We start from the raw sequence: 22193 nt of genomic DNA, 5'->3' as shown, positions 1-22193 counted from the left end.
GAGATGAGGACATGCAGATAGAGTCAATGCAGGCCCGTCAAGCGGACCACGTCGTTAGAAAGGGCTAGGGCCATCATCAGCATCAGGATCAACGCCCCTGCGCGTTGCAGCTGCGTTTGCCACCACTCCGAGACCGGGCGGCCGCTTAAACCCTCGAAAAGATAATACATCAGGTGTCCGCCATCGAGCATGGGCAGCGGCAGCAAGTTCAAGACGCCAAGGCTAACACTGACCAGCGCCAAAAATCCCAAGTACTGCGCCAGGCCCGAACGAGCCGACTGACCCGCATAGTCGGCAATCGTCAACGGCCCACTCAAATTCTTCAGCGAGGCCTCGCCAACCAACATGCGGCCAAACACCTTCAAGGTCATCCAGGACACGCTCCAGGTGCGTTGGACACCCAGATTCAGCCCCTCAAAAAAGCCACGGCTAACCTTGACCATCTGCGGTGCCGCACCGACCATTGCCTCGATTCGCCCGATGGTTTGCCCAGCATCGCTGACCGCGCGCGGACTTACCTCAATCTCTAGACGCTGGCCACCGCGTTCGATCAACCATTGCGACTTCACCGGCCCATCGGCTTGCACCGAGCGCCGAATCAGCTCGCGCAAAGCAGCCGCATCGCTGACCGGCAAGCCGTCCACTTGGCGGACCACATCCCCTTCAAGCAAACCGGCCTGCGCAGCCGCGCCGCCCGGGCTGACCTTGCCCAGGACAGCCTCACTCAGCGGCGACAAGCCCAGCTTGCGCAAGCTGGCCGCATCCATGCTGGCGGCATTCAAGCGACTGGTGTCGAGAACCAAGCTGCGCCGCCCATGACCGCCGGCATCGGACACATCCAGATGGACCGTCTCGCCAGTAGACACAGCCTCTAGCAGGGTCGTCATCAATTCGGTATACGACGCTAGATCGCGCCACTCTTGGCCATCATGGGAAGTTGCCCGTACCCAGTCGCCCGCCCGCAGGCCAGCGCGGGCCGCCACCGAATCGCTAGGGGGCGTACCCAACAAGGCCTTGGGCTCGCTGGTACCCACCCACATCGCGCCGGCAAACAGCAGCACAGCCAATAACAAGTTAGCCAAAGGCCCGGCCGCCACCACCACCACGCGTTGCCGAAGCGGCCGGTTGTTGAACGCTTGCGAGCGCAGTGCAGGATCAACCGGCCCTTCGCGCTCATCCAGCATGCGCACATAGCCGCCCAAGGGCAAAGCACAGAGCGTGAATTCGGTGGCATCGGGGCCACTTTGGCGGCGCCAAAGCACCTTGCCAAAGCCGACCGAGAAGCGCAGTACTTTGACGCCGCAGGCGCGGGCAACACGGTAATGACCGTACTCATGCACGACAACCAGCACGCCCAAGGTCAGCAGAAAAGCCAGCAAGGTGCTCATGCAGACAGGCCCGCAATCAAGCCTTGCGCATGCCGGCGCGTACGCGCGTCCAGCCCCAGCAGACCAGCCACATCGGCACATTCACCCGCTTCGGGCCGCACGGCCTCAAGGCTGGCGCAGTTGATCTGGTGAATCTGGTCAAAGCGCAGCCGCCGGCTCAAGAAGGCCTCGACGGCTACCTCGTTGGCCGCGTTCAAGACCGCTGTCGCGCCTTCAGGGCCGCGCAGGGCTTGCCAAGACAGGTACAAGCCCGGAAACCGCCGCTCGTCAGCTTCTTCAAAACTCAAAGAGGGTCCGCTGAGCAGATCCAGCCGGCTGGCCCCCGCCTCGATGCGCTCGGGGAAGGACAAGCCATAGGCGATCGGCACCCGCATATCGGGTGTGCCGAGCTGCGCCAACACCGATTTATCGCGGCACACCACCATCGAATGGATGATGCTTTGCGGATGGATGATGACCTTGATTTGCTCTGGGGCCAGCCCGAACAGCCAGCGCGCCTCAATCACCTCCAAGGCCTTGTTCATCATCGTAGCCGAATCGACCGATATCTTGGCGCCCATCACCCAATTCGGGTGCGCGCAAGCTTGCTCGGGCGTGACCTCGGCAAGCGTCGCCGGATCACGTTGACGGAAGGGCCCACCGGACGCCGTCAACACAATGTGATCGATGCGCGGGGCCCAGGTCTTGCGATCCTCGGGCAGGCATTGAAAGATCGCCGAATGCTCGCTGTCGATAGGCAGCAGCGTCGCCCCACCCTGTTCGACTGCCTGCATGAACAGCGCCCCGCCGACCACGATGGCTTCCTTGTTGGCCAGCAACAGGCGTTTGCCCGCACGCGCCGCCGCCAAGCATGGAGCCAGCCCGGCTGCCCCGACGATCGCGCCCATGACCATGTCCACATCGGGGTGCGCGGCGACTTCAGACAGGCTCTCAGCCCCGTCCAGCACCTCGGTCTTGCTGCCCTGCTCGCGCAGTTTGAGCCGTAACTCTTGCGCCAGGGCGCGTTCAGGCATCACCGCAAAGCGGGGTCGCCACTGCAGGCATTGCGCCAGCAAGGCGTCGACACGGCTCATCGCGCTGAGCGCAAAAACCTCGTAACGCTCGGGATGGCGAGACAACACATCCAGCGTATTGACGCCGATGGAGCCGGTGGAGCCCAGCACCGTGATGCGCTGAAGACGGGTGCTACTACTCATGCCAACACACTCAAAGAACTCATGGCCAGGGCGACCGGGAACACCGGCAGCAAAGCGTCGATTCGATCCAAGACACCGCCGTGGCCGGGCAGCAATTGACTGCTGTCTTTGGCACCGACCGCGCGCTTCAACAAAGACTCGAACAAATCACCGACCACGCTCATCGCACTCAAGCAAACCAGTGCGAACAGCCCAATAGGCAAGGACTGACCCTTGAGCAGCAATTGATACAGGCTTGGGGAATCCACCGCGATATGAGTATCGATATAAAAAGCCCACGCGAAAGCCAGCAGCATCACACCCAACATGCCGGACCAAACACCCTCCCAGCTTTTCCCTGGGCTGATGGTCGGCGCCAATTTGCGTTTGCCAAAGGCGCGGCCGCCAAAGTAGGCTGCGATATCGGCCATCCATACCAGGCAAAAAATGGACAGTAAAAAGTTGATGCCTGTGGCCTTGGCCTGCACCATCGCAGCCCAGGCGGCAACCAAGACCAAGGCACCCAAGACCATGCGCAGCAGTTTGGGCGCGTGCGGCCATTGACTAGGCCCGCCGCGCAAAGCATAGGCGCTACCCAAGACCCATACCAAGCTTGCCAACCACCAGGCCCAGGCCGGAGCGGCTTGCATACCCAGCGCCAAATAAGTAGTCCAAGCGGCCGCGGACACCGCCAAGCCAAAGGCGACGGCGGGCGCACCTACGATGCCGTTCAGACGCGCCCATTCCCAGCCGGCCGCACCGATCATCAACAGCGTGAGCAAGGCGAAAGGCAGAGACTGCGGCGCGAACAAGGCCGGCAGCAGCGCCGCCAACAAGACGAGCGCGGTGATGATTCGAGTCTTTAGCATGGGGTTTAAACAGCGGCAACAGCCGGCGCCTCTTTGACGCCGCCGAAGCGCCGATCACGATCACGGAAGGCCGCGATCGCAGCATCCAACTGCTTCTCGCCAAACTCGGGCCAGAGGCAGTCGGAAAACACAAACTCGGTATAAGCCACCTGCCAGAGCATGAAGTTGCTGATGCGCACCTCACCGCCGGTACGGATGAAGAGATCGGGGTCGGGCGCATAGCTCATCGCCATAAACTCCGACAAGCGCGCCTCGGTCAACTCTGCCGCCGGCACGCCGGCCGTGATAGCAGACTTGCAGGCCTGCACGATATCCCAGCGGCCGCCGTAATTGAAGGCCACCGACATCGTCAGCTTGGTGTTGTGCGCGGTGGCCGACTCGGCCTCGTTCCAGGCATTGCGCAGTTTGGGCGAGACAGCGTCGCGGTCACCGACGATACGGATGCGCACGCCCATCTGACCCATCTTGGCCAGATAGCGCGACACCGCCGCCAACACCAAGCCCATCAGGCCAGAGACCTCGTCGCTGGGGCGCTTCCAGTTCTCGCTGGAGAAGGCAAACACAGTCAGGTATTCGACATCCCGGTCGATGCAGGACTGCACTATCTTGACCAAGCTGTCGACACCGGCCTTGTGGCCGAAGAAGCGCGGTAAAAAGCGCTTCTTGGCCCACCGGCCATTGCCATCCATCACGATGGCGATATGGCGCGGCCCCGCCGCTTTCTCGTTGTTCATGCCGCTCAAATCATTCGTCACTGAGCTGGCACCGCTCAAACGGCCAAGATTTCGGCTTCTTTGCCGGCAATCAGGCGATCAATTTCGGCAATCGTGCGATCGGTGAGTTTTTGCGCATCGTCAAGGCTGCGACGCTCGTCGTCTTCGCTGATCAGCTTTTCTTTGGTCAGCTTCTTGGCCTGCTCATTGGCGTCGCGGCGCAGATTGCGCACTGCAATCTTGGCGTCTTCGCCGGCATTGCGAACGATCTTGGTCAGGTCGCGGCGGCGCTCTTCGTTCAGCGCAGGCATCGGCACACGGATCAGATCACCCTGGGAGGCCGGATTCAGACCCAGATCGGACTCGCGAATCGCTTTCTCGATCTTGGCGCCCATGCCTTTTTCCCAAGGCTGCACGCTGATCGTGCGCGAATCCAGCAGAGTCACATTGGCAACCTGGGTGATAGGCACCGGCGAGCCGTAATAGTCAACACTGACCTGATCAAGAATGCCCGGATGCGCGCGCCCGGTACGGATTTTGTGCAACTCACCCTTGAGGGCCTCGATGGACTTTGCCATCTTTGCTTCAGCGTTTTGCTTGATGTCTGCAATGCTCATGATTCTCGACCTTGATGTCCTGATTCACCCGTCACTTCGTAATTAACGCAGGCCCCGCATTAAACGTGGACCAGCGTGCCTTCATCTTCACCCAACACCACCCGCTTCAAGGCACCCGGCTTGAGGATGCTGAAGACCCGGATCGGCAGCTTCTGGTCACGACACAAGGCAAAAGCGGTGGCGTCCAGAACCTGCAAATTCTTGCTGATCGCGTCATCGAAGGAAATACGCGAATAACGCGTCGCCGACGGATCCTTCTTGGGGTCAGCGGTGTAAACACCGTCTACCTTGGTCGCCTTCAAGACGATCTCGGCGCCGATCTCGGCACCGCGCAAAGCCGCTGCCGTGTCGGTCGTGAAGAAGGGGTTGCCGGTGCCCGCAGCGAACACAACGACCTTGCCTTCTTCCAGATACTGCAAAGCCTTGGGACGCACATAGGGCTCGACCACCTGCTCGATGCCGATCGCCGACATGACGCGCGCGACGATGCCTTCTTGGCGCATGGTGTCGGCCAGGGCGAGCGAATTCATCACCGTAGCCAGCATGCCCATATAGTCGGCCGTGGCGCGGTCCATCCCGACCGAACCGCCCGCCACACCGCGGAAAATATTGCCGCCACCGATCACAACCGCGACCTCAACGCCGGTTTGCGTGACTTCACGAATTTCTTGCACCATGCGCACGATGGTGGCGCGATTGATACCGAAAGCGTCATCGCCCATCAGGGCTTCGCCGGAAAGCTTGAGCAAAATGCGTTTGTACGCGGGCATGGTCTTGACCTCTTGATGGTGGTTTGTTGCTGGGTACTGCTATTTTCTTGCTTGTGCCTTGATGCTCAAACCTTGTGAGCCGCTAGCACCGAGGCACAAGTGTAAAGGGCGCCAATGGCGCCCTTTGTCTTGCGTCGGAGCTTATTGCCCCTTGGCGGCAGCCACTTGCGCGGCTACTTCGGCAGCAAAGTCATCGACCTTCTTCTCGATGCCTTCACCCACCACGTAGAGCGTGAAGCTCTTGATCGTGGTGGCTTTCTCCTTCAGCATCGCTGCCACGGTCTGCTTGCCGTCGGCCGCCTTGACGAACACTTGGTCCAGCAAGGAGACTTCCTTCAAGAACTTCTGCACCGAGCCTTCGACCATCTTGGCGACGATGTCAGCCGGCTTGCCGGATTCAGCGGCCTTCTCGGCAGCAATCTTGCGCTCTTTCTCGACCAGTTCGGCCGACACATCAGCGGAAGACAAGGCGGCAGGCTTCATCGCAGCCACGTGCATGGCGACGTCCTTGGCGGCCACTTCGTCGCCGTCATACTCGACCAGCACGCCGATACGGGTGCCGTGCAAGTAAGAAGCTACCTTGTTGCCAGCGGTGCTCAGCTTGACGCGGCGCAGGGTCATGTTCTCGCCGATCTTGCCGATCAGGCCGCGACGCACGTCTTCAACCGTTGGGCCAAAGCCTTCTTGCGACAGCGGCAATGCAGCCAGCGCAGCGACATCGCTGACGCCATGCTCGGCAGCCAACACGGCACAGGCGTTGACCAAGGCCAGGAATGCATCATTCTTGGTCACGAAGTCGGTTTCGCAGTTCACTTCCAGCAATGCGCCGGTCGAACCCACCACGGCAGCGGACACAACGCCTTCGGCGGTCACGCGCGAAGAAGCCTTGCCGGCCTTGTTGCCCAACTTGACGCGCAGGATCTCTTCACCGCGGACCAAATCGCCCTCGGCTTCGACCAGCGCCTTTTTGCATTCCATCATTGGGGCATCGGTGCGGGCACGCAGTTCTGCCACCATGCTTGCGGTAATTGCAGCCATTTTCATATCTCCGTATTCAAGGGGCTTGCGAGTGAGGCCTAAACCGGCACTCTGGCAAGCCCGAAAGCTATGCTTTGAAAAAAAGGGGACTGAATCAGCCCCCTCCTTGTTTGAGCGAAAGAAGCTTAAGCGCCTTCGCTGACTTCCACGAACTCGTCGCCTGCAGGAGCGGCGGCTTGCACGACGGTGTTACCGGCGTTTGCACGACCTTCCAACACGGCGTCAGCCACGGCGCGGGCATACAAAGCCACGGCCTTGGCCGAGTCATCGTTACCTGGGATCACGTAGTCGATGCCGATTGGCGAGTGGTTGGTGTCAACCACGCCGATGACCGGGATGCCCAGCTTCTTGGCTTCAGCCACGGCGATCTTGTGGAAACCCACGTCGATCACGAAGATGGCGTCAGGCAGGCCGCCCATGTCGGAGATGCCGCCAATGTTCTTTTCCAGCTTGGCCAGATCGCGTTGGAACATCAAGGCTTCTTTCTTGATGGCTGGCTGTGTGCCGGCATCAACTTGAGCTTGCATGTCCTTCAGTGCCTTCAAGGAAACCTTGACGGTCTTGAAGTTGGTCATCATGCCGCCCAACCAACGCTGGTCGACATAAGGCATGCCGCAACGCTGAGCTTCCAGAGCGATCACTTCACGCGCTTGACGCTTGGTGCCGATCATCATCACGCGGCCGCCCTTGGAGGACAGATTGCGGATGAAGGTCATCGCCTCTTCGAACGCAGGCAGCGTCTTCTCGAGGTTGATGATGTGAATCTTGTTGCGGTGGCCGTAGATGTACGGGGCCATCTTGGGGTGCCAAAAACGAGTTTGGTGACCAAAGTGAACGCCGGCTTCCAGCATTTCGCGCATTGTTACGGACATATTTTTTAACTCCGAAGGTTGTGTCTTAAATCCGGCCCGAATTGCTCTGCAGCGTGACGCTCATTCACCGCCGCCTAAACCAGCGACAAGCAAAGAGCTCAAATACAGCAGCAACACCTCTGTGTGGCCGGTTTGCGATTGACTTACAAGTGATTTGCCTGCTTTTTGAGCCGTGAAGCTCATCTTGCCCAGCAAAACCCAAGGAGTATACACGATCAAAGCAAGGGCTCGAGACGGCACGCGCAGCAAGCCGAACGAGCTGCCGACTCGGCAATAGCCGGCAGGGCACTACACTGGCCACCTTTTGCCAAAACCCTAGGACGGCAGCCGCCTGAGCGCCGAATAGCGCCGCGTAAAGTCGAAAAGCGCCGTAAAGCACCGCAAAACGACCTTAAACCCAGGCGTATGCGATGACATAAAGCCGCATAGGGCTGGCCCAGCATGTTTGAAACGCCTTGAGCAGAGACTATTGAGATGCGCATTGCCATCATCGGCGCCGGCATTGCCGGCGTCACCACCGCCTACGAATGCGCAGCAGACGGCCACCAAGTCACCGTGTTTGAGCGTCGCGGCAGCGTCGCCGCCGAGGGCAGTTTTGCCAACGCCGGCCTGACCGCCCCTGGCCTGAGCCTCGCTTGGGGACGCACTTCCTTGGCCGACCTTGCACGCGTCGGCAACTTGGCCTGGGGCTGGCGCCGTTGGCGCGCCGGGCGCAGCAAAGAGTTGGCCGAGCGACACGAACGTCTACTTCATCTGAGCCTTTACAGCCACGCCAGACTACAGGAGTTACAGCGCAAGCTGCAAATGGATTACGAACGCGCCGAAGGCGTGCTGGTACTCTTGCGCAGCGAGCGCGAGCAACAGGCCATTCTCGCCAGCCTGGCCTTGCTTGAGCACGCTGGTGTGAGCACACAAGCACTGTCCGCCGAGCAATGCCTGAGCGTCGAGCCTGGGCTGAACCAAGCAACTCGCCTGCACGGCGGCGTTTATCTGAGTCAGGGCGAAGCAGGCAACTGCCGTCAGTTCAGCCATCTGATCCGCCTGGCTGCGCAGCGCCTGGGTGTGCAGTTTCGCTTCCACACCACGGTGCGCAAGCTGAAGCCCGGCACGCCGGCCACCTTGATTCACGAGTACACACCGCCCGACAGCTTGGCCGAACCCTCGCGTTTGAGTGAGGCCGGAGATAGCGCAGACGGCGGAGATACCAAGCCAGCAGCCCTAGGTCGCATGGAGGACAGCTTTGATGCCGTCGTCATTTGCGCAGGCGCAGGCGCGGCAAGCCTGCTGCGCGCACTGAAGCTCAAAGCAGCGCTGACTACCGTACACGGCTATTCGATCACCGCACCACTGCGCCAACTCGAGGCCTTCCCCGATCTCGGCCCCAAGGCCGGACTACTTGATCTGCGCGAGCAAGTCTCCATCAGCCGCATCGGACAGCGGATCCGGCTGGCTGGAGGCATCCAGCCAGGACAGGCTGATGAGCGTTTCGATGATGCAAGGCTTGCACAGATGCACCGGACTTTGGACGATTGGTTTCCGGGCGCGATGCTCAGCACACAGGTGCAGCGCTGGCAGGGCTCGCAAGCCCTTGCGGCCGACGGCCTGCCCTTGCTCGGCGCCAGCGGCCGCGAAGGCGTCTGGTTGAATCTGGCGCAAGGCTCCCCATCCTTGCTGGGCTGGCCTTTGGCTTGTGGCGCCGCCAAGGTCTTGGTCGAGCAAATTTCAGGGCGCAAAGCAAGCAGCGAGACACCGGATACTGTGGGGCTGGACATCTCCCGCTTCAGCTGACAAGCTCGCAGCGTGCTCATCAAACTCCTCCCCACCCCCAAGAGCTGGCCACTGTACGGCGCCGCCAGCAGCCGCAGCATAGAAGCCGCCGCGTTAGCGGCCGCCGGTCCGGCCAGCAGCCTGATGGAGCGGGCCGGCTTGGCCGCTGCGCGATTGACGCTGGCGCTGGCCCCTACCGGCAGCGGGCCGATCTGGATTGTCTGCGGCCCGGGCAATAACGGCGGTGACGGACTGGTTGCAGCGCGGCTGCTACACCGCCATGGTTTGAAGGTGCAGGTCAGCCTGCTCGCCGCCAGCTCAGCAGCACCGGCCGACGCGGCAGCCGCCTTGGCTGCCGCTAGGCAAGCCGGGGTGCCTATCAACAACAGCGTGCTAGCACCTGCCGGAGTGCGAATGGCTCTGGATGCCCTGCTCGGCCTCGGCCTGAACCCAGACCGCGCACCGAACCCAGAAATGGCCGCCGCCTTCAAGTCACTCAACGCGCTCAATGCTTTGCGTGCATCGGTGCTGGCGCTAGACCTGCCCAGCGGCTTGCAATCAGACAGCGGCTCGGTGCAAGGAGGTTTGGCCGTACAAGCCCAACACACGCTGGCCTTGCTGGCACTCAAGCCTGGCATGTTTACCGCTCAGGGCCGCACGCTTTGCGGGCAGATTTGGCTCGATGATCTGAACAATTCCGCTGACAGGCCAGCAACTCCCCGGCCTGCAGATGCCCTGCTGCTGGGCGCTGATTGCTTGACGAATTGGCAAGTTCAGAATTCACCCCGACATGGCGCGCACAAAGGCAGCCAAGGCGACGTCTTGGTGGTGGGTGGCGCTGCAGGCATGCGTGGGGCCGCGCGCTTGGCCGCGCGCGCCGCCTTGGCCGCTGGAGCCGGCCGGGTCTACGTCTGCATGCTGGGCACTCAGGCCGATGACGTCGACCCCCAGCGGCCCGAGTTGATGCGCTTTGATTCAACCCATATCACGGCCACAGATGCGGCAAATGCCGATTGGCTGCAAAAGGTGATCGTCGGCGGCTGCGGTGGCGGCCAGGAGATTGGTGCATTCTTAGCCGCCCTGCTCACGCAAGCACGGCGCTTGGTGCTGGACGCGGATGGCCTGAACGCGGTGGCGGCGCAAGTCTCTTTGCGCGCCTTGCTCAAAAAACGCCAAGCCTCGGGCCTGGCTACGATTTTGACGCCGCATCCACTAGAGGCCGCTCGCCTATTGGGCAGCAGTGCCGCTGCCGTGCAAGCCGACCGACTCAGCGCAGCGCAAGCACTGGCCGATGAATTCAGCTGCCAAGTCATCTTGAAAGGATCGGGCAGCATCATTGCCGGCCCGCAGAAGCGCCTGGCCATCAACTCAAGCGGAAATGCCGCGCTCGCTACCGCCGGCAGCGGCGATGTGTTGGCAGGCTGGCTAGGCGGCCTGTGGGCCCAGCAAAACGATGCTGACCCCTTCGACTTGGCCTGCTTGGCTTGCTATTGGCATGGCGCCGCAGCCGAAGCACAAACAGCCGGCCCGATGCGGGCGGCCGACTTGGTGGAGCGCATGCATGCCCTCCACCGCCCGGCGCCAACAATCTAGCGACGCTTGCGCGTGCGCGGCTCGGCCGCACCGCCGGCAGCCGACTTGGCTTGCCGTGCTTGTTTGGGCTGCTTGGTCGACGACGACGCGCCGCGAGCTTCCTGACGCGCAGCCTTGACGGGATGAGCGACGGCCGAGCCACCACTGCGCGCCTGCCTGCTCTGACGTGCGTTCTTGGCGCCGCTCTTGACTTCACGGTCGGTGCGGCGCACCTGCTCCAAGGCCTCGACCGAGTCACTCGGCTGGCGCTCGCTCACAACCTGACCGGCCTTATCGCGCATAGCCCGCGCGAGCAACTTGGCCTCTTCCTTGTCAGTCACCAAACGGAAGTCGATCTTGCGAGCATCCAAATCAACCCGGCTAACCTGCACCTGCACCCGCGCGCCGGTGGCATAGCGCATGCCACTGCGCTCTCCGCGCAACTCTTGGCGCACCTCATCAAAGCGGAAATACTCGCCACCCAATTCGGTGATGTGAATCAGGCCTTCGACATAGAGCGCGTCGAGTTGCACGAACAGACCAAAACTAGTGACGGCACTGACGGTGCCGGCAAACTCCTCGCCCAAATGCTCGCGCATATAGCGGCATTTGAGCCAGGCCTCGACGTCGCGCGAGGCCTCGTCGGCGCGCCGCTCGTTGGCGCTGCAATGCGCACCCACCACTTCCCAGCGCTCGGTCTCGGTGCTCGCCTTGGCAGGGTCGATGGGTGCAGCGCGGCCGGGGCGTTTGGTCGCCATCGGCACATCCATCTTGCCTGCATCAAGGTGGTAACGCTTGTCAGCCAAGATGGCCTTGATGACACGGTGCACCAGCAAATCGGGATAACGTCGAATCGGGCTGGTGAAGTGGGTGTAGGCCAGGTATGAGAGGCCGAAATGACCCGCATTGGCCGAGGTGTACATCGCCTGCTGCATCGAACGCAAAAGCATCGCGTGGATCTGGGTCGAATCGACCCGGTCCTTGGTCGCCGCAGCAATGGCCTGGTACTCGCTCGGCTTGGGGTTGTCGCTGATCGACAGGCCCAAGCCCAAGGCGCGCAGATAGGCTTGCAAAGCAACGCGCTTCTCCGGCGTAGGCCCTTCATGGACGCGAAACAAGGAGCCATGCTTGGAGTGCGCAATGAAGTCCGCCGCACAGACATTGGCCGCCAGCATCGCCTCTTCGATCAGCTTGTGCGCGTCGTTACGGGTGCGCGGAATGATCTTCTCGATGCGGCCATTGTCATCGCAGACGATTTGCGTTTCGACCGTATCAAAATCGATCGCGCCACGCCGGCCCCGCTCGGCCAATAGCGCGCGGTAGACCTCATGCAGGTGCAGCAGATGCGGCACCAACTCGCGTCGCTTGGCCGCCTCGGGACCATGGGTATTACCCAGCACCGCCGCCACCTCGTTGTAAGTGAAGCGGGCATGCGAGCGGATCACTGCCGGGTAAAACTGATAGGCCTGCACCTCGCCGGCCTCTGTAACCAGCATATCGCAGACCATGGACAACCTATCCTCATTCGGATTCAAGGAGCACAGGCCGTTGGAAAGCTTCTCCGGCAGCATCGGGATGACCCGGCGTGGAAAGTAGACGGAAGTTGCGCGCTCATAGGCATCGCCGTCCAAAGGGTCGCCCGGCTTCACGTAGTGGCTGACGTCGGCGATGGCCGCCAGCAAGCGCCAGCCGCTGAACGCAGTCTTACCGCGACCCTGCTTATGGGGCTCGCAGTAAACCGCATCGTCGAAATCGCGGGCGTCTTCGCCATCTATCGTCACCAGCGCCACATCCCGCAAGTCGATCCGATGCTTTAGATCGACCGCGCGCAATTTTTCCGGCAACTTGCCCGCCTGCGCCAAAGTTTCGGCACTGAAGCGATGCGGCACTTCGTACTTGCGCACCGCGATCTCGATCTCCATGCCAGAGTCATCGATCTCACCCAAGACTTCGACGATACGCCCGACCGGCTTGGAGTAAAGGGAAGGCGGCTCGGTCAGCTCCACCGCAACCACCTGCCCCGCCGTTGCGTTGGCCAGCCCGCCCTTGGGGATCAAGATGTCTTGGCCCATGCGCTTGTCTTCAGGCGCCACCAGCCAGATACCCGACTCCAAGAGCAAGCGGCCAATGATGGGGCGCTTCTTGCGCTCCAAAATCTCCAACACGCGCCCCTCAGGGCGGCCGCGTTTGTCGGTGCGAACAATCCGCACACGCAGCCTGTCGCCATGCATGACGGCCCGCATTTCCTGGACCGACAAATAGATATCCTGCACGCCGACATCCGGCGTTAGGAAACCATGGCCATCGCGATGCCCTTGCACCACGCCCTCAACTTCACTCAGCAGCCCGGCACCGTCTTGCGGGGCCACACTTGCGCTCTTGATATTTTTGATGATAGAATCCTTGCTTTCCTGAGATGCCCAGGTGGCGGAATTGGTAGACGCACTAGTTTCAGGTACTAGCGGGTAACTCCGTGGAGGTTCGAGTCCTCTCCTGGGCACCAAGATTTATAAAGAATACGTTTAAGAAGATGGCTGCATGTTGAATGACATGCAGCCATTTTTCATTGCGTCTGCAGTTTGCCATGCTTTTCAAGGAAGCAATGACGCTTGCGGTGACCAAGGCCCCCTGCCTGCCCACCATGTTCAGCGCGCTCAAAAAACAAGCCGACTCGATTGCACCGGGTCGGCTTGTTGCTTGCATAAACTGAGTGAGGCGAGTCGCTGACTTAAACGACGAACTTCTTGGCCAGCGCATCCGGCCGCATATCGTCGTATTCCTCAAACGGCTGATGAATCCACGGACTGGTGTCTAGCATCTCGACAAAATAGTCCGGCGTGTAGCTCGACACACCCTTAGTCCAAATCACAGCCGAGCGCAGCTCGCTGATAGACGGCATGCCGCGCAGCCGCTCCACCACGGCTTTCAAGGTCACGCCGGAATCGGCCAGATCATCGACCAGCAACACCCGCCCGGCCAAATCGCCCTTGGGCATGGTGATGTACTTGGCCATGTCCAAGCGGCCTTGGATGGTGCCGGCCTCGGCACGGTAAGAACTGGTTGACATGATGCCCAGCGGCTTGTCGAACACACGCGACAAGACGTCGCCAGGCCGCATGCCGCCGCGCGCCAGGCACAGAATCTGATCAAACTCCCAGCCAGAAGCATGAATCTTCAGCGCCAAGCGCTCCGTCAACATGTGGTACTCGTCCCAGGACACGTACAGATGCTTGCCGTCATCGGTCAACATAGGGGGCAACTCCAGTTTGATGTGTTAGTCAGCAAGCGCTTCAAGCTTGGTAGGGATGACGCAACAAAATCGTGTGCTCACGATCCGGGCCGGTAGAGACCATGTCTATCGGCGCGCCGATGACTTCCTTGATGCGCTGCAGGTAGTTGCGTGCGTTTTGCGGCAGCGCGTCCCACTGCGTGACGCCGAAAGTCACCTCGGTCCAACCTGGGAAGGTTTCAAAAATAGGCTTGCAAGCCGCGATCTCGTCCCCGTCCAAAGGCAGGATATCGACTTGGCGGCCGTCGATTTCGTAACCCACACACATCTTGATCTCGGCCAAACCGTCCAGCACATCAAGCTTGGTGATGCACAGGCCGGTGATGCCATTGATGATGACCGAGCGCTTCAGCGCAGCGGCATCGAACCAACCGCAGCGGCGCGCCCGGCCGGTGACCGTGCCACGCTCTTGACCCACGGTAGCCAAGTGGTAACCGACGGTGCCTGGCACCTCCCAGTCCAACTCGGTCGGGAAGGGGCCTGAACCCACGCGGGTGGTGTAAGCCTTGGTGATACCCAGCATGTAATGCAGCATCTGTGGGCCTACGCCCGCGCCAGCGGCCGCATTGCCCGCCACGCAATTGCTGGATGTGACATAGGGGTAAGTGCCATGATCAATGTCCAGCAACGTGCCCTGCGCACCCTCGAACAAGATATTGGCGCCCGCCAGATGCGCTTTGTGGATCATGTAACCCACGTCAGCCATCATCGGCTTGATGATCTCGGCCATTTTCATGGCCTGCTCGAAGATGGGCTCAAACTCCAACGCCGTGGCATTCAGATAGCCGGTCAAAGCGAAGTTGTGCAGTGCCAGCAACTCGCGCAGTTTTTTGGCAAAACGCTCCGGGTGCTTCAGATCCTGCACACGCAGGGCACGCCGAGCGACCTTGTCTTCATAGGCCGGGCCAATGCCCTTGCCGGTGGTGCCGATCTTGCCGGCGCCACTGCTTTCACGCAGAGCCTCACGGGCTTTATCCACTTCCACATGGAAGGGCAAGATCAGGGGGCAGGATTCGCTGATGAACAAGCGCGAACGCACTTCAACGCCGGCTTTTTCCAGACGCTCGATTTCGCTCAAGAGATGAGTCGGATCGACCACCACACCGTTGCCGATATAGCAGGCTACGCCGTCGCGCATGATGCCCGAGGGAATCAGCTGCAGCGCCGTTTTGACACCCTTGATGACCAGGGTATGGCCGGCGTTATGGCCGCCTTGAAAGCGCACCACGCCTTGCGCGTGATCGGTCATCCAGTCGACCACCTTGCCCTTGCCTTCGTCACCCCATTGGGTACCCACAACGACCACATTTCGGCCACGCGCAATTTCGCTATTCATTTTGATTACCCGTCGATCAAAAAATAAAATTCTCTGGTGTGGCGCGGCTCAAAGCGCGCGCAACACCCACTGAGTGTCAATCTGCACCAACTCACGGTCACAGTCGAATTCATCACCCTCATGCTCATGGCCCGGCAATACGCAGACCACCGTCTCGCCGGCCGCACGCAAAGCACGCACCGCAGCGCGCAAGCCCGCCGCCTCGCCCCAAGGCGCTCTCACAGCAGCACGCAGCGGTGTCGGCGGACTCAAGGCTTCGAGCGCCTTCAAATCAAGGCTGAAACCCACGGCTGGTCGGCGCCGGCCAAACACGGCACCCACTTCGTCGTAACGGCCGCCGCGCAAGACCGCATCGCTGGAGCCTTCGGCATAGAGTGCAAAGCGCACACCACTGTAATAGGCATAGCCGGTCATGTCAGCCAAATCGAAGCCGAGCCGGATCTCCGGATGGGTCTGCTGCAAATGCTCAGCCAAGCACTGCAAATCATCCAGCGCGGCCGCAATCAAGGGGTGAGACGGCAAGCGCTGGCGCGCTAGGCCCAAGACCTCGATACCACCGTAAAGGCCGAGCAGTTGCTGCAGACCGTCGCGCACCGCCGCAGGCAAGCTTTGGCTCAAGCCGCCCAAGGCAACGCCGTCTTTGGTCGCCAAGGCAGCGACCAATTCATCCATGACAGAGGCACTCAGCACCAAGTCACCGAGTACACCGCGTAACAAACGAGCATCACCCAAATCCAGGGTTGTATGCAGTAAACCGGCGCGCGCGACAACATCCAGCGCCAATTCTTGAACCTCAAGATCGGCCTCCAGCCCTGCATGGCCATAGATCTCGATACCGAACTGCAAGGGCTCGCGTGTCGACTGCAGGCCGGCCGGGCGCGTGTGCAGCACGGGTCCGCAATAGCAAAGCCTTGTCACGCCGGCGCGGTTCAACAAATGCGCATCAATGCGGGCCACCTGAGGTGTGGTGTCAGCCCGCAGACCCAAGCTGCGACCAGACAATTGATCCACCAGTTTGAAGGTCTGCAAATCAAGCGCATGGCCGGTGCCCGACAGCAACGACTCCAGATGCTCGAGCAGCGGCGGCATGACCAACTCGCAGCCATAGCCGCGGGCCATATCGAGCAGTTCTCGGCGGAGTTCCTCGATGCGTCTGGCCTGAGAAGGCAGCACATCGGCAATATGCTCAGGCAGCAGCCAGGCAGAAGCCATGTTGATTTTGGGTCCGGTTAAAAACGGCATTGTACCGGGGGTAAATACTCCCTCGGAGCGAGAAGCGCTTTCTCCGCGTTTCATCGCCACAAAAACAAGAGGCCGAGCGCGCCCGCCAACATGCTGGACAAACCCACAAAGCGAATCTGCCCATCACTCATGGCCAGCAAGCGCTCAAAAACCTGCCGCCAAGCGGCCGGGCTGGCAAAGGGCAAGAAGCCCTCTATCACCAGCATCAAGGCGAGCGCCAACCAGACAGCATCGGGCAAATCGGGCAAAGCAGGCCTCGATTCGGGTGAACTAGCTGCTTACTTGCGCGGTGCTGCCGGCGCGGCAGCAGGGCCAGAACCCGAACCGCGCATGGCCTTGAAAAAGTCGCTGCTAGGGTCCAGCACCATCACGTCGGTCTTGCTGCGAAAGCTCGCGCGGTAAGCATCCAAGGAGCGATAGAACTGTGCGAACTGAGGATCGCGCCCGAAAGCATCGGCGTACAAGGCGGACGCTTTGGCGTCGCCCTCGCCCTTGATCTTCTGCGCATCCCGGTAAGCTTCTGCCACGATCACTTCGCGCTGACGATCGGCATCGGCGCGGATTTTCTCGCTTTCGGCCGCCCCGGTAGAGCGCAACTCACTGGCCACCCGCTTGCGCTCGGACTCCATCAAACGGTAGACCGAATCGGTGATGGAGGCGGCAAAGTCAACCCGTTTGACACGCACGTCAACGATCTCGATACCGAACTGCTTGGCCTCTTGTTCAAGCCGCTTGCGCACGCCCGTCATGACCGCTTCGCGTTCGGTCGACAAGACGCCCTGGACAGTGCGCTGGGTCACTTCTTCGTTCAAGGCCGCCTGCACAATCGGGCTTAATCTGTTTTCAACATTGCGCATGTCGGCGCCGTTGTTACGGATGAACTGGCGCGGCTCGGCCACACGCCACTTGACCAACCAGTCGATGACCAAACTTTTCTTTTCAGCGGTGAAGATGGGCTTGGACTCGTTGCTGTCCAAGGTTTGCACCCGGCGATCAAGCAGGACCACGTTTTGCAGCGGCGGCGGCAGCTTGAATTTCAAGCCGGGCTCAGTGATGACTTCCTTGATTTCACCCAGCGCATAGACCACAGCGAATTGGCGTTGATCAATGATGAACAACATGGAGCTGGCCAACATGAAGGCGACCAGCAAGCCGACGACGATAGAAACAATACGGTTCATCTCTTAACTCCCTGATCTCAGCGGCCGTCGCGGCTACGCAAGCCGTCACGCGACCGGACATCATTGACCGGCGCGGGCGGCGCAGAACTCTCATTCGCAGCCGGTGCGGCAACTGGCGAGGTAGCCGTCACCGAACCCGCTGCCTGCATCAAGCGATCCAGAGGGAGATGAAGCAAGTTGCTGCCGTTACGACTTTCCACCATCACCTTGCTGACGTTGGAGTAGACCTGTTGCATGGTGTCGATATAGAGGCGATCCCGGGTCACGACCGGTGCCTTTTGATACTCGCTCAAGACGCTTTTGAAGCGCTGCGCATCACCTTCGGCTTGCGCCACGACGCGAGATTTATAACCCTCGGCTTCTTCCATCAGCCGGGCCGAGGCGCCGCGCGCCCTGGGAATCACGTCATTGGCGTAGGCCTGACCTTCGTTTTGCAAACGCTCGCCATCGGCCCGCGCCTTGAAGGCATCGTCAAACGCGGCCTGCACCTGCTCCGGCGGCGCAACGCTTTGCACATTAACGCTCTTGATTTGGATGCCGGCCTTGAGCCTGTCCAACTGGGCCTGCACCGACTTTGCCAGGTCGATACCGATGGCGTCACGCTGTTCATAGAGCACCGAATCCATGCGGCTCTTGCCGACGATTTCCCGCACCGCCGACTCCGCCGCCAAGGTCACCGCGTCATCGGGGCTGCGATTTTCAAACAAATAATCGCGTGCGTCTTTGAGCGTGTACTGCACGGTGAAGCGGATATCGACAATGGCTTCGTCCAGGGTCAACATCGACGAATCGCGCAGACCCGTGGCCGCAACAACCGAATTGCGACCCACTTCTACTTGGCGCAGCTGCGTCACAGCGACGATTTCATCCGCTTGAAACGGATAAGGCAAGCGCCACTGAAAGCCCGCCTCGACGGTCTTGCTGTATTTGCCAAAGGAGGTCACAACGCCCTGCTGACCTTCTTGCACGATGAAGAAGCCGCTGCCCAACCAACCCAGCAACACGACACCACCGATCAGACCGGCGCCGATGCCGGCACTCTTCATATCGGGCTGAAATCCGTTGTTACCGCCGCCTGCGCCACCCGAATCATTGTTTCCCGAGCCTTCGGGCTTGGCCCCGAACATGCCGGACAGCTTGCGATTGAAGTCGCGCCACAGCTCATCGAGATCGGGCGGCCCATCGTTGCGGCCATTGCTCTCATGCCGGCCGGCGCGCCAACCTGCGGGCATCAAGCCTGCCAGCAGGGCCAGGGTGGCCGCAGCCAAGGGCTTCAATCGACCGGTGCTGCTTAGCTCTTGCCGCGGGCGGCTCACTGGCTCAAAGGTATTCATGCTCATGCCTGTGTAGGGTGGTTTGCGGCGGAATCCGGGTCGGCCTCCGCGCTTAAGTTTTCATCATCAAAGTCCACCCCGCTATCTGGGGCAGGCTCAGAAAAATTCAAGGCCGTCGCGGACTTCGCAGCCTCGTTTTGCATGGCCAGGACAATTTGCTCACGCAAAACATCAAGCCCGCTGCCATCGAGCGCACTGACGAAGACTCGTGCAGCTCGGACGCCGGCGCCGCTGCCCTCACCCGGGCGCTCGATCCAGTCCAGCGGCTCGCGTGGGCGCTGGTCTTCTTCCAGCATGTCTTGCTTGTTGTAAACGATGATCTGCGGGATAGAGGACGCGCCGATTTCATCCAGCACGCTTTCGACTTCGAGCATTTGCTCATCCAACACCGGCGAAGCGGCATCGACGATGTGCAGCAGCAAGTCCGCATCGGCGGCCTCCTGCAAGGTAGCCCGAAACGCAACCACCAGCTTGTGCGGCAGGTCGCGGATGAATCCGACCGTGTCCGACAGCGAAACGCTGGCCCCGGCTTGCTCCAGATAGAGCGAGCGCGTGGTGGTATCGAGCGTAGCGAACAGCTGATCAGCGGCGTAACTGCGCGCCTTCACCAGCGCGTTGAACAGGGTGGACTTGCCGGCATTGGTATAACCCACCAGCGACACACGAAATACGCTGTTACGTGCGCGGGCCCGCTGCTGCGTGCTGCGCTGGCGCTCGACCTTCTTGAGCTTTTCTTTGATGGTCTTGATGCGCTCGTCGATCATGCGCCGATCAAGTTCGATCTGCGCCTCGCCGGGGCCGCCGCGCATGCCGATGCCACCGCTTTGACGCTCCAGGTGGCTCCAGCGCCGCACCAGCCTGGTAGCCAGATATTGCAGCCGCGCCAGTTCGACCTGCATCTTGCCCTCGGCGCTCTTGGCGCGGGCAGCAAAAATCTCCAGGATCAAGGCGGTTCGGTCCGCCACCGGCACGCCCAGAACGCGTTCCAGATTGCGCTGCTGAGCGGGCGAGATGGCCTGATCAAACAGCACCGTATGTGCCTGGTGAGCCTGCACCAGCAGCTTGATCTCGTCGGCCTTGCCTGAGCCGACAAAGAGCGCGGCGTCGGGTGCTTGGCGGCGCGCGATCACGCGCGCTACCGGTGTATCGCCGGCCGATTCGGCCAGCAAGGCCAGTTCATCGAGCGTTGCGTCAAACGTTGATCCGGCCTTGGATGAACGGCCGAAATCGACGCCAACCAGAATCGCGCGAGCTTCCTCAAGGGGCGGCTGCGCGGGGTGGGATGAAGGAGATGCCAAGGTGATGCTAGCGGACTCTGGAGGCTTAAGCCGCGCTGTCGTCGTCACCGCCGTCTGCGGCGGTGTGGAAGTTCACTGCACGGCCCGGCACCACGGTAGAGATGGCGTGCTTGTAAACCATTTGCGTCACGGTATTGCGCAGCAGGACCACGTATTGATCGAAGGATTCGATCTGGCCTTGCAATTTGATGCCGTTGACCAAGTAAATGGACACCGGTACATGCTCTTTACGGAGCAGATTCAGGAAGGGATCTTGCAAGAGTTGGCCTTTATTACTCACGATATGCTCCGTGTTGTGAGAGGGAGTTGAAATTTAGATTCGACCTTAACACAGGCAGGCCACGGCACTGAGCCATGCGGCCACTGCCGGTTTAGTCTTTGTCGCTGAACGGATTCTTGGACGAGCGCATTTCTATGCGCATCGGCGTGCCAACCAATTTGTAGTGCGCGCGGATGCGGCCTTCCAGATAGCGCTTGTACACCTCGGTCACGCCTTCGAGCGAATTGCCATGCACGATCACCAGCGGCGGGTTCATGCCGCCTTGGTGGGCATAGCGCAGCTTGGGACGGAAGTGACCGCTGCGTTTGGGCGTTTGGTGCTCGACCGCCTCTTGAATCAAGCGCGTCAGCACCGGCGTCGTCATCTTGCGGAAGGCCGAGGCATAGGCATCGGCAAACGCGCCCCACAAGGGCGCAATACCTTGACGCTTCAAAGCCGAGATATTGTGGATAGGCGCGAACTTCAAGAAGCCCAGGCGTTGCACGATGGAGCGCTGCAAGATCTCGCGCTGATAGCTGTCGATCGCATCCCATTTATTGATGGCCAAGACCACCGCGCGGCCGCTCTCCAGGATGTAACCGGCAATATGAGCATCTTGATCCGACACGCCTTGCGTCGCGTCCAGCAGCAGCAGCACCACATTGGCATCAGCAATCGCCTGCAGCGTCTTGACCACCGAGAACTTCTCGACCGCCTCAAACACCTTGCCTTTACGGCGCAGGCCGGCCGTGTCAATCAACTCGAACTTCTGACCGTTGCGCTCAAACGGCACGCTGATAGCGTCACGTGTGGTGCCGGGCATATCGAACGCAACCAAGCGTTCTTCACCCAACCAGGTGTTGATCAAAGTGCTTTTGCCCACATTGGGGCGGCCGGCCACGGCCAGGCGGATCACACCGTCGGGCGCCTGTTCTTCCGCGCCCTCTTCTTCGTCCTCAAACTCGAAGGGCTCCAGCACTGCCTCCATCAGGCTGCGAATGCCTTGACCGTGAGAGGCTGAAATCGGATGCGGCTCGCCCATGCCGAGCTCGAAGAACTCGCCCAGCAGGGGCGACTCGCTCATGCCCTCGGCCTTGTTCACGCACAAGAAGATGCGCTTGCTGGCCTGGCGCAAGTAGCGCGCGATGTCGGAGTCCTGGGCCGACAAACCCAGCCGCACATCGACCACAAACACCACCGCGTCGGCCTCGGCCACCGCTTGGCGGGTTTGTTTGGCCATTTCTTTGACGATGCCGGTGGTGCTGTCGGGTTCGAAACCGCCGGTGTCGATCACCGTGAACTCTTGGTTGCCGATGCGTCCATCGCCGTAATGGCGATCACGGGTTAGGCCGGCAAAGTCCGCGACGATCGCGTCGCGCGTCTTGGTCAAACGGTTGAAGAGCGTGGACTTGCCCACATTGGGGCGGCCTACCAGGGCGATGACGGGTTTCATATTTTTGTTTTTCTCACTGC

Annotated in this window: 20 protein-coding genes and 1 tRNA gene; 3 read left to right on the top strand and 18 right to left on the bottom strand. The window is 60.7% G+C overall.

The genetic code is table 11. The annotated features are described in order from the left end of the window. Window positions 1–23 precede the first annotated feature (23 nt). The 8 genes from rseP to rpsB all read right to left on the bottom strand — a co-directional run bounded on the left by rseP (window position 24) and on the right by rpsB (window position 7442). Window positions 24–1388 carry an RIP metalloprotease RseP gene (rseP, locus tag LNV08_RS01850; protein ID WP_263531945.1) on the bottom strand — a complete coding sequence of 455 codons (1365 nt, stop codon included), beginning with the start codon at window positions 1386–1388 and terminating at the stop codon, window positions 24–26. Continuing rightward, complete coding sequence (locus LNV08_RS01845) at window positions 1385–2584, bottom strand: 1-deoxy-D-xylulose-5-phosphate reductoisomerase (RefSeq protein WP_263531944.1); 1200 nt, start codon at window positions 2582–2584, stop codon at window positions 1385–1387. Before LNV08_RS01845 ends, rseP begins: the two co-directional genes overlap by 4 nt. Then, window positions 2581–3432 carry a phosphatidate cytidylyltransferase gene (locus LNV08_RS01840; protein WP_263531943.1) on the bottom strand — a complete coding sequence of 284 codons (852 nt, stop codon included), beginning with the start codon at window positions 3430–3432 and terminating at the stop codon, window positions 2581–2583. The genes LNV08_RS01845 and LNV08_RS01840 overlap by 4 nt, the downstream gene beginning before the upstream one ends. Window positions 3433–3437: 5 nt before the next feature. Then, window positions 3438–4166: a polyprenyl diphosphate synthase gene (gene uppS / locus LNV08_RS01835; protein WP_263531942.1), complete on the bottom strand. Its 729-nt coding sequence runs from the start codon at window positions 4164–4166 to the stop codon at window positions 3438–3440. A 35-nt stretch (window positions 4167–4201) separates the two neighbouring features. Further along, complete coding sequence (gene frr / locus LNV08_RS01830; protein WP_263531941.1) at window positions 4202–4762, bottom strand: ribosome recycling factor; 561 nt, start codon at window positions 4760–4762, stop codon at window positions 4202–4204. Between the two features lie 59 nt (window positions 4763–4821). Continuing rightward, window positions 4822–5532 (bottom strand): UMP kinase, encoded by a 711-nt coding sequence (pyrH, locus tag LNV08_RS01825; RefSeq protein ID WP_263531940.1) that lies wholly within the window; start codon window positions 5530–5532, stop codon window positions 4822–4824. 141 nt (window positions 5533–5673) lie between these two features. Then, complete coding sequence (gene tsf / locus LNV08_RS01820) at window positions 5674–6570, bottom strand: translation elongation factor Ts (RefSeq protein WP_263531939.1); 897 nt, start codon at window positions 6568–6570, stop codon at window positions 5674–5676. A 125-nt stretch (window positions 6571–6695) separates the two neighbouring features. Continuing rightward, entirely contained in the window at window positions 6696–7442 is a 747-nt protein-coding gene (rpsB, locus tag LNV08_RS01815) for a 30S ribosomal protein S2 (protein WP_263531938.1), read from the bottom strand. A gap of 474 nt (window positions 7443–7916) precedes the next feature. On the opposite strand from rpsB, the gene LNV08_RS01810 reads away from it, so the two are divergent. Continuing rightward, window positions 7917–9230, top strand: coding sequence for an FAD-dependent oxidoreductase (locus LNV08_RS01810; protein WP_263531937.1), 1314 nt, complete (start codon window positions 7917–7919; stop codon window positions 9228–9230). 12 nt (window positions 9231–9242) lie between these two features. Further along, on the top strand, window positions 9243–10802 hold the full coding sequence (locus tag LNV08_RS01805) for an NAD(P)H-hydrate dehydratase (protein ID WP_263531936.1): 1560 nt from the start codon (window positions 9243–9245) through the stop codon (window positions 10800–10802). On the opposite strand, the gene rnr is transcribed toward LNV08_RS01805, so the two are convergent. Beyond that, window positions 10799–13123, bottom strand: a complete 2325-nt coding sequence (gene rnr / locus LNV08_RS01800) for a ribonuclease R (protein WP_263532289.1) — start codon at window positions 13121–13123, stop codon at window positions 10799–10801. The genes LNV08_RS01805 and rnr overlap by 4 nt on opposite strands. A gap of 76 nt (window positions 13124–13199) precedes the next feature. On the opposite strand from rnr, the gene LNV08_RS01795 reads away from it, so the two are divergent. Beyond that, a tRNA-Leu gene (locus LNV08_RS01795) sits at window positions 13200–13284 on the top strand. A 225-nt stretch (window positions 13285–13509) separates the two neighbouring features. Here LNV08_RS01795 and LNV08_RS01790 read toward each other — a convergent pair. The 9 genes from LNV08_RS01790 to der form a co-directional block, all read right to left on the bottom strand. Then, on the bottom strand, window positions 13510–14031 hold the full coding sequence (locus tag LNV08_RS01790; protein WP_263531935.1) for a phosphoribosyltransferase: 522 nt from the start codon (window positions 14029–14031) through the stop codon (window positions 13510–13512). A 40-nt stretch (window positions 14032–14071) separates the two neighbouring features. Next, entirely contained in the window at window positions 14072–15406 is a 1335-nt protein-coding gene (locus LNV08_RS01785; RefSeq protein WP_263531934.1) for an adenylosuccinate synthase, read from the bottom strand. 48 nt (window positions 15407–15454) lie between these two features. After that, on the bottom strand, window positions 15455–16618 hold the full coding sequence (locus LNV08_RS01780; protein WP_263531933.1) for an ATP phosphoribosyltransferase regulatory subunit: 1164 nt from the start codon (window positions 16616–16618) through the stop codon (window positions 15455–15457). An 80-nt stretch (window positions 16619–16698) separates the two neighbouring features. After that, window positions 16699–16896, bottom strand: coding sequence for a DUF2065 domain-containing protein (locus LNV08_RS01775; protein ID WP_414858664.1), 198 nt, complete (start codon window positions 16894–16896; stop codon window positions 16699–16701). 30 nt (window positions 16897–16926) lie between these two features. Further along, entirely contained in the window at window positions 16927–17829 is a 903-nt protein-coding gene (hflC, locus tag LNV08_RS01770; RefSeq protein ID WP_263531932.1) for a protease modulator HflC, read from the bottom strand. Between the two features lie 17 nt (window positions 17830–17846). After that, a complete protein-coding gene (gene hflK, locus LNV08_RS01765) occupies window positions 17847–19061 on the bottom strand; it encodes an FtsH protease activity modulator HflK (RefSeq protein ID WP_263532287.1) in 1215 nt (404 codons plus the stop codon). Window positions 19062–19165: 104 nt separating this feature from the next. Then, window positions 19166–20461 carry a GTPase HflX gene (hflX, locus tag LNV08_RS01760; protein ID WP_263531931.1) on the bottom strand — a complete coding sequence of 432 codons (1296 nt, stop codon included), beginning with the start codon at window positions 20459–20461 and terminating at the stop codon, window positions 19166–19168. Between the two features lie 25 nt (window positions 20462–20486). Then, window positions 20487–20741: an RNA chaperone Hfq gene (hfq, locus tag LNV08_RS01755; RefSeq protein ID WP_263531930.1), complete on the bottom strand. Its 255-nt coding sequence runs from the start codon at window positions 20739–20741 to the stop codon at window positions 20487–20489. A 91-nt stretch (window positions 20742–20832) separates the two neighbouring features. After that, window positions 20833–22173: a ribosome biogenesis GTPase Der gene (gene der, locus LNV08_RS01750; protein ID WP_263531929.1), complete on the bottom strand. Its 1341-nt coding sequence runs from the start codon at window positions 22171–22173 to the stop codon at window positions 20833–20835. Between the last annotated feature and the right edge of the window lie 20 nt (window positions 22174–22193).

Origin of the sequence: Paucibacter sp. TC2R-5, from assembly GCF_025717605.1 — a bacterium.
GTDB lineage: Bacteria > Pseudomonadota > Gammaproteobacteria > Burkholderiales > Burkholderiaceae_C > Paucibacter_A > Paucibacter_A albus.
The sequence above is the reverse complement of the archived record's forward strand: the minus strand, read 5'-3'. Positions and strand labels throughout refer to the sequence as shown.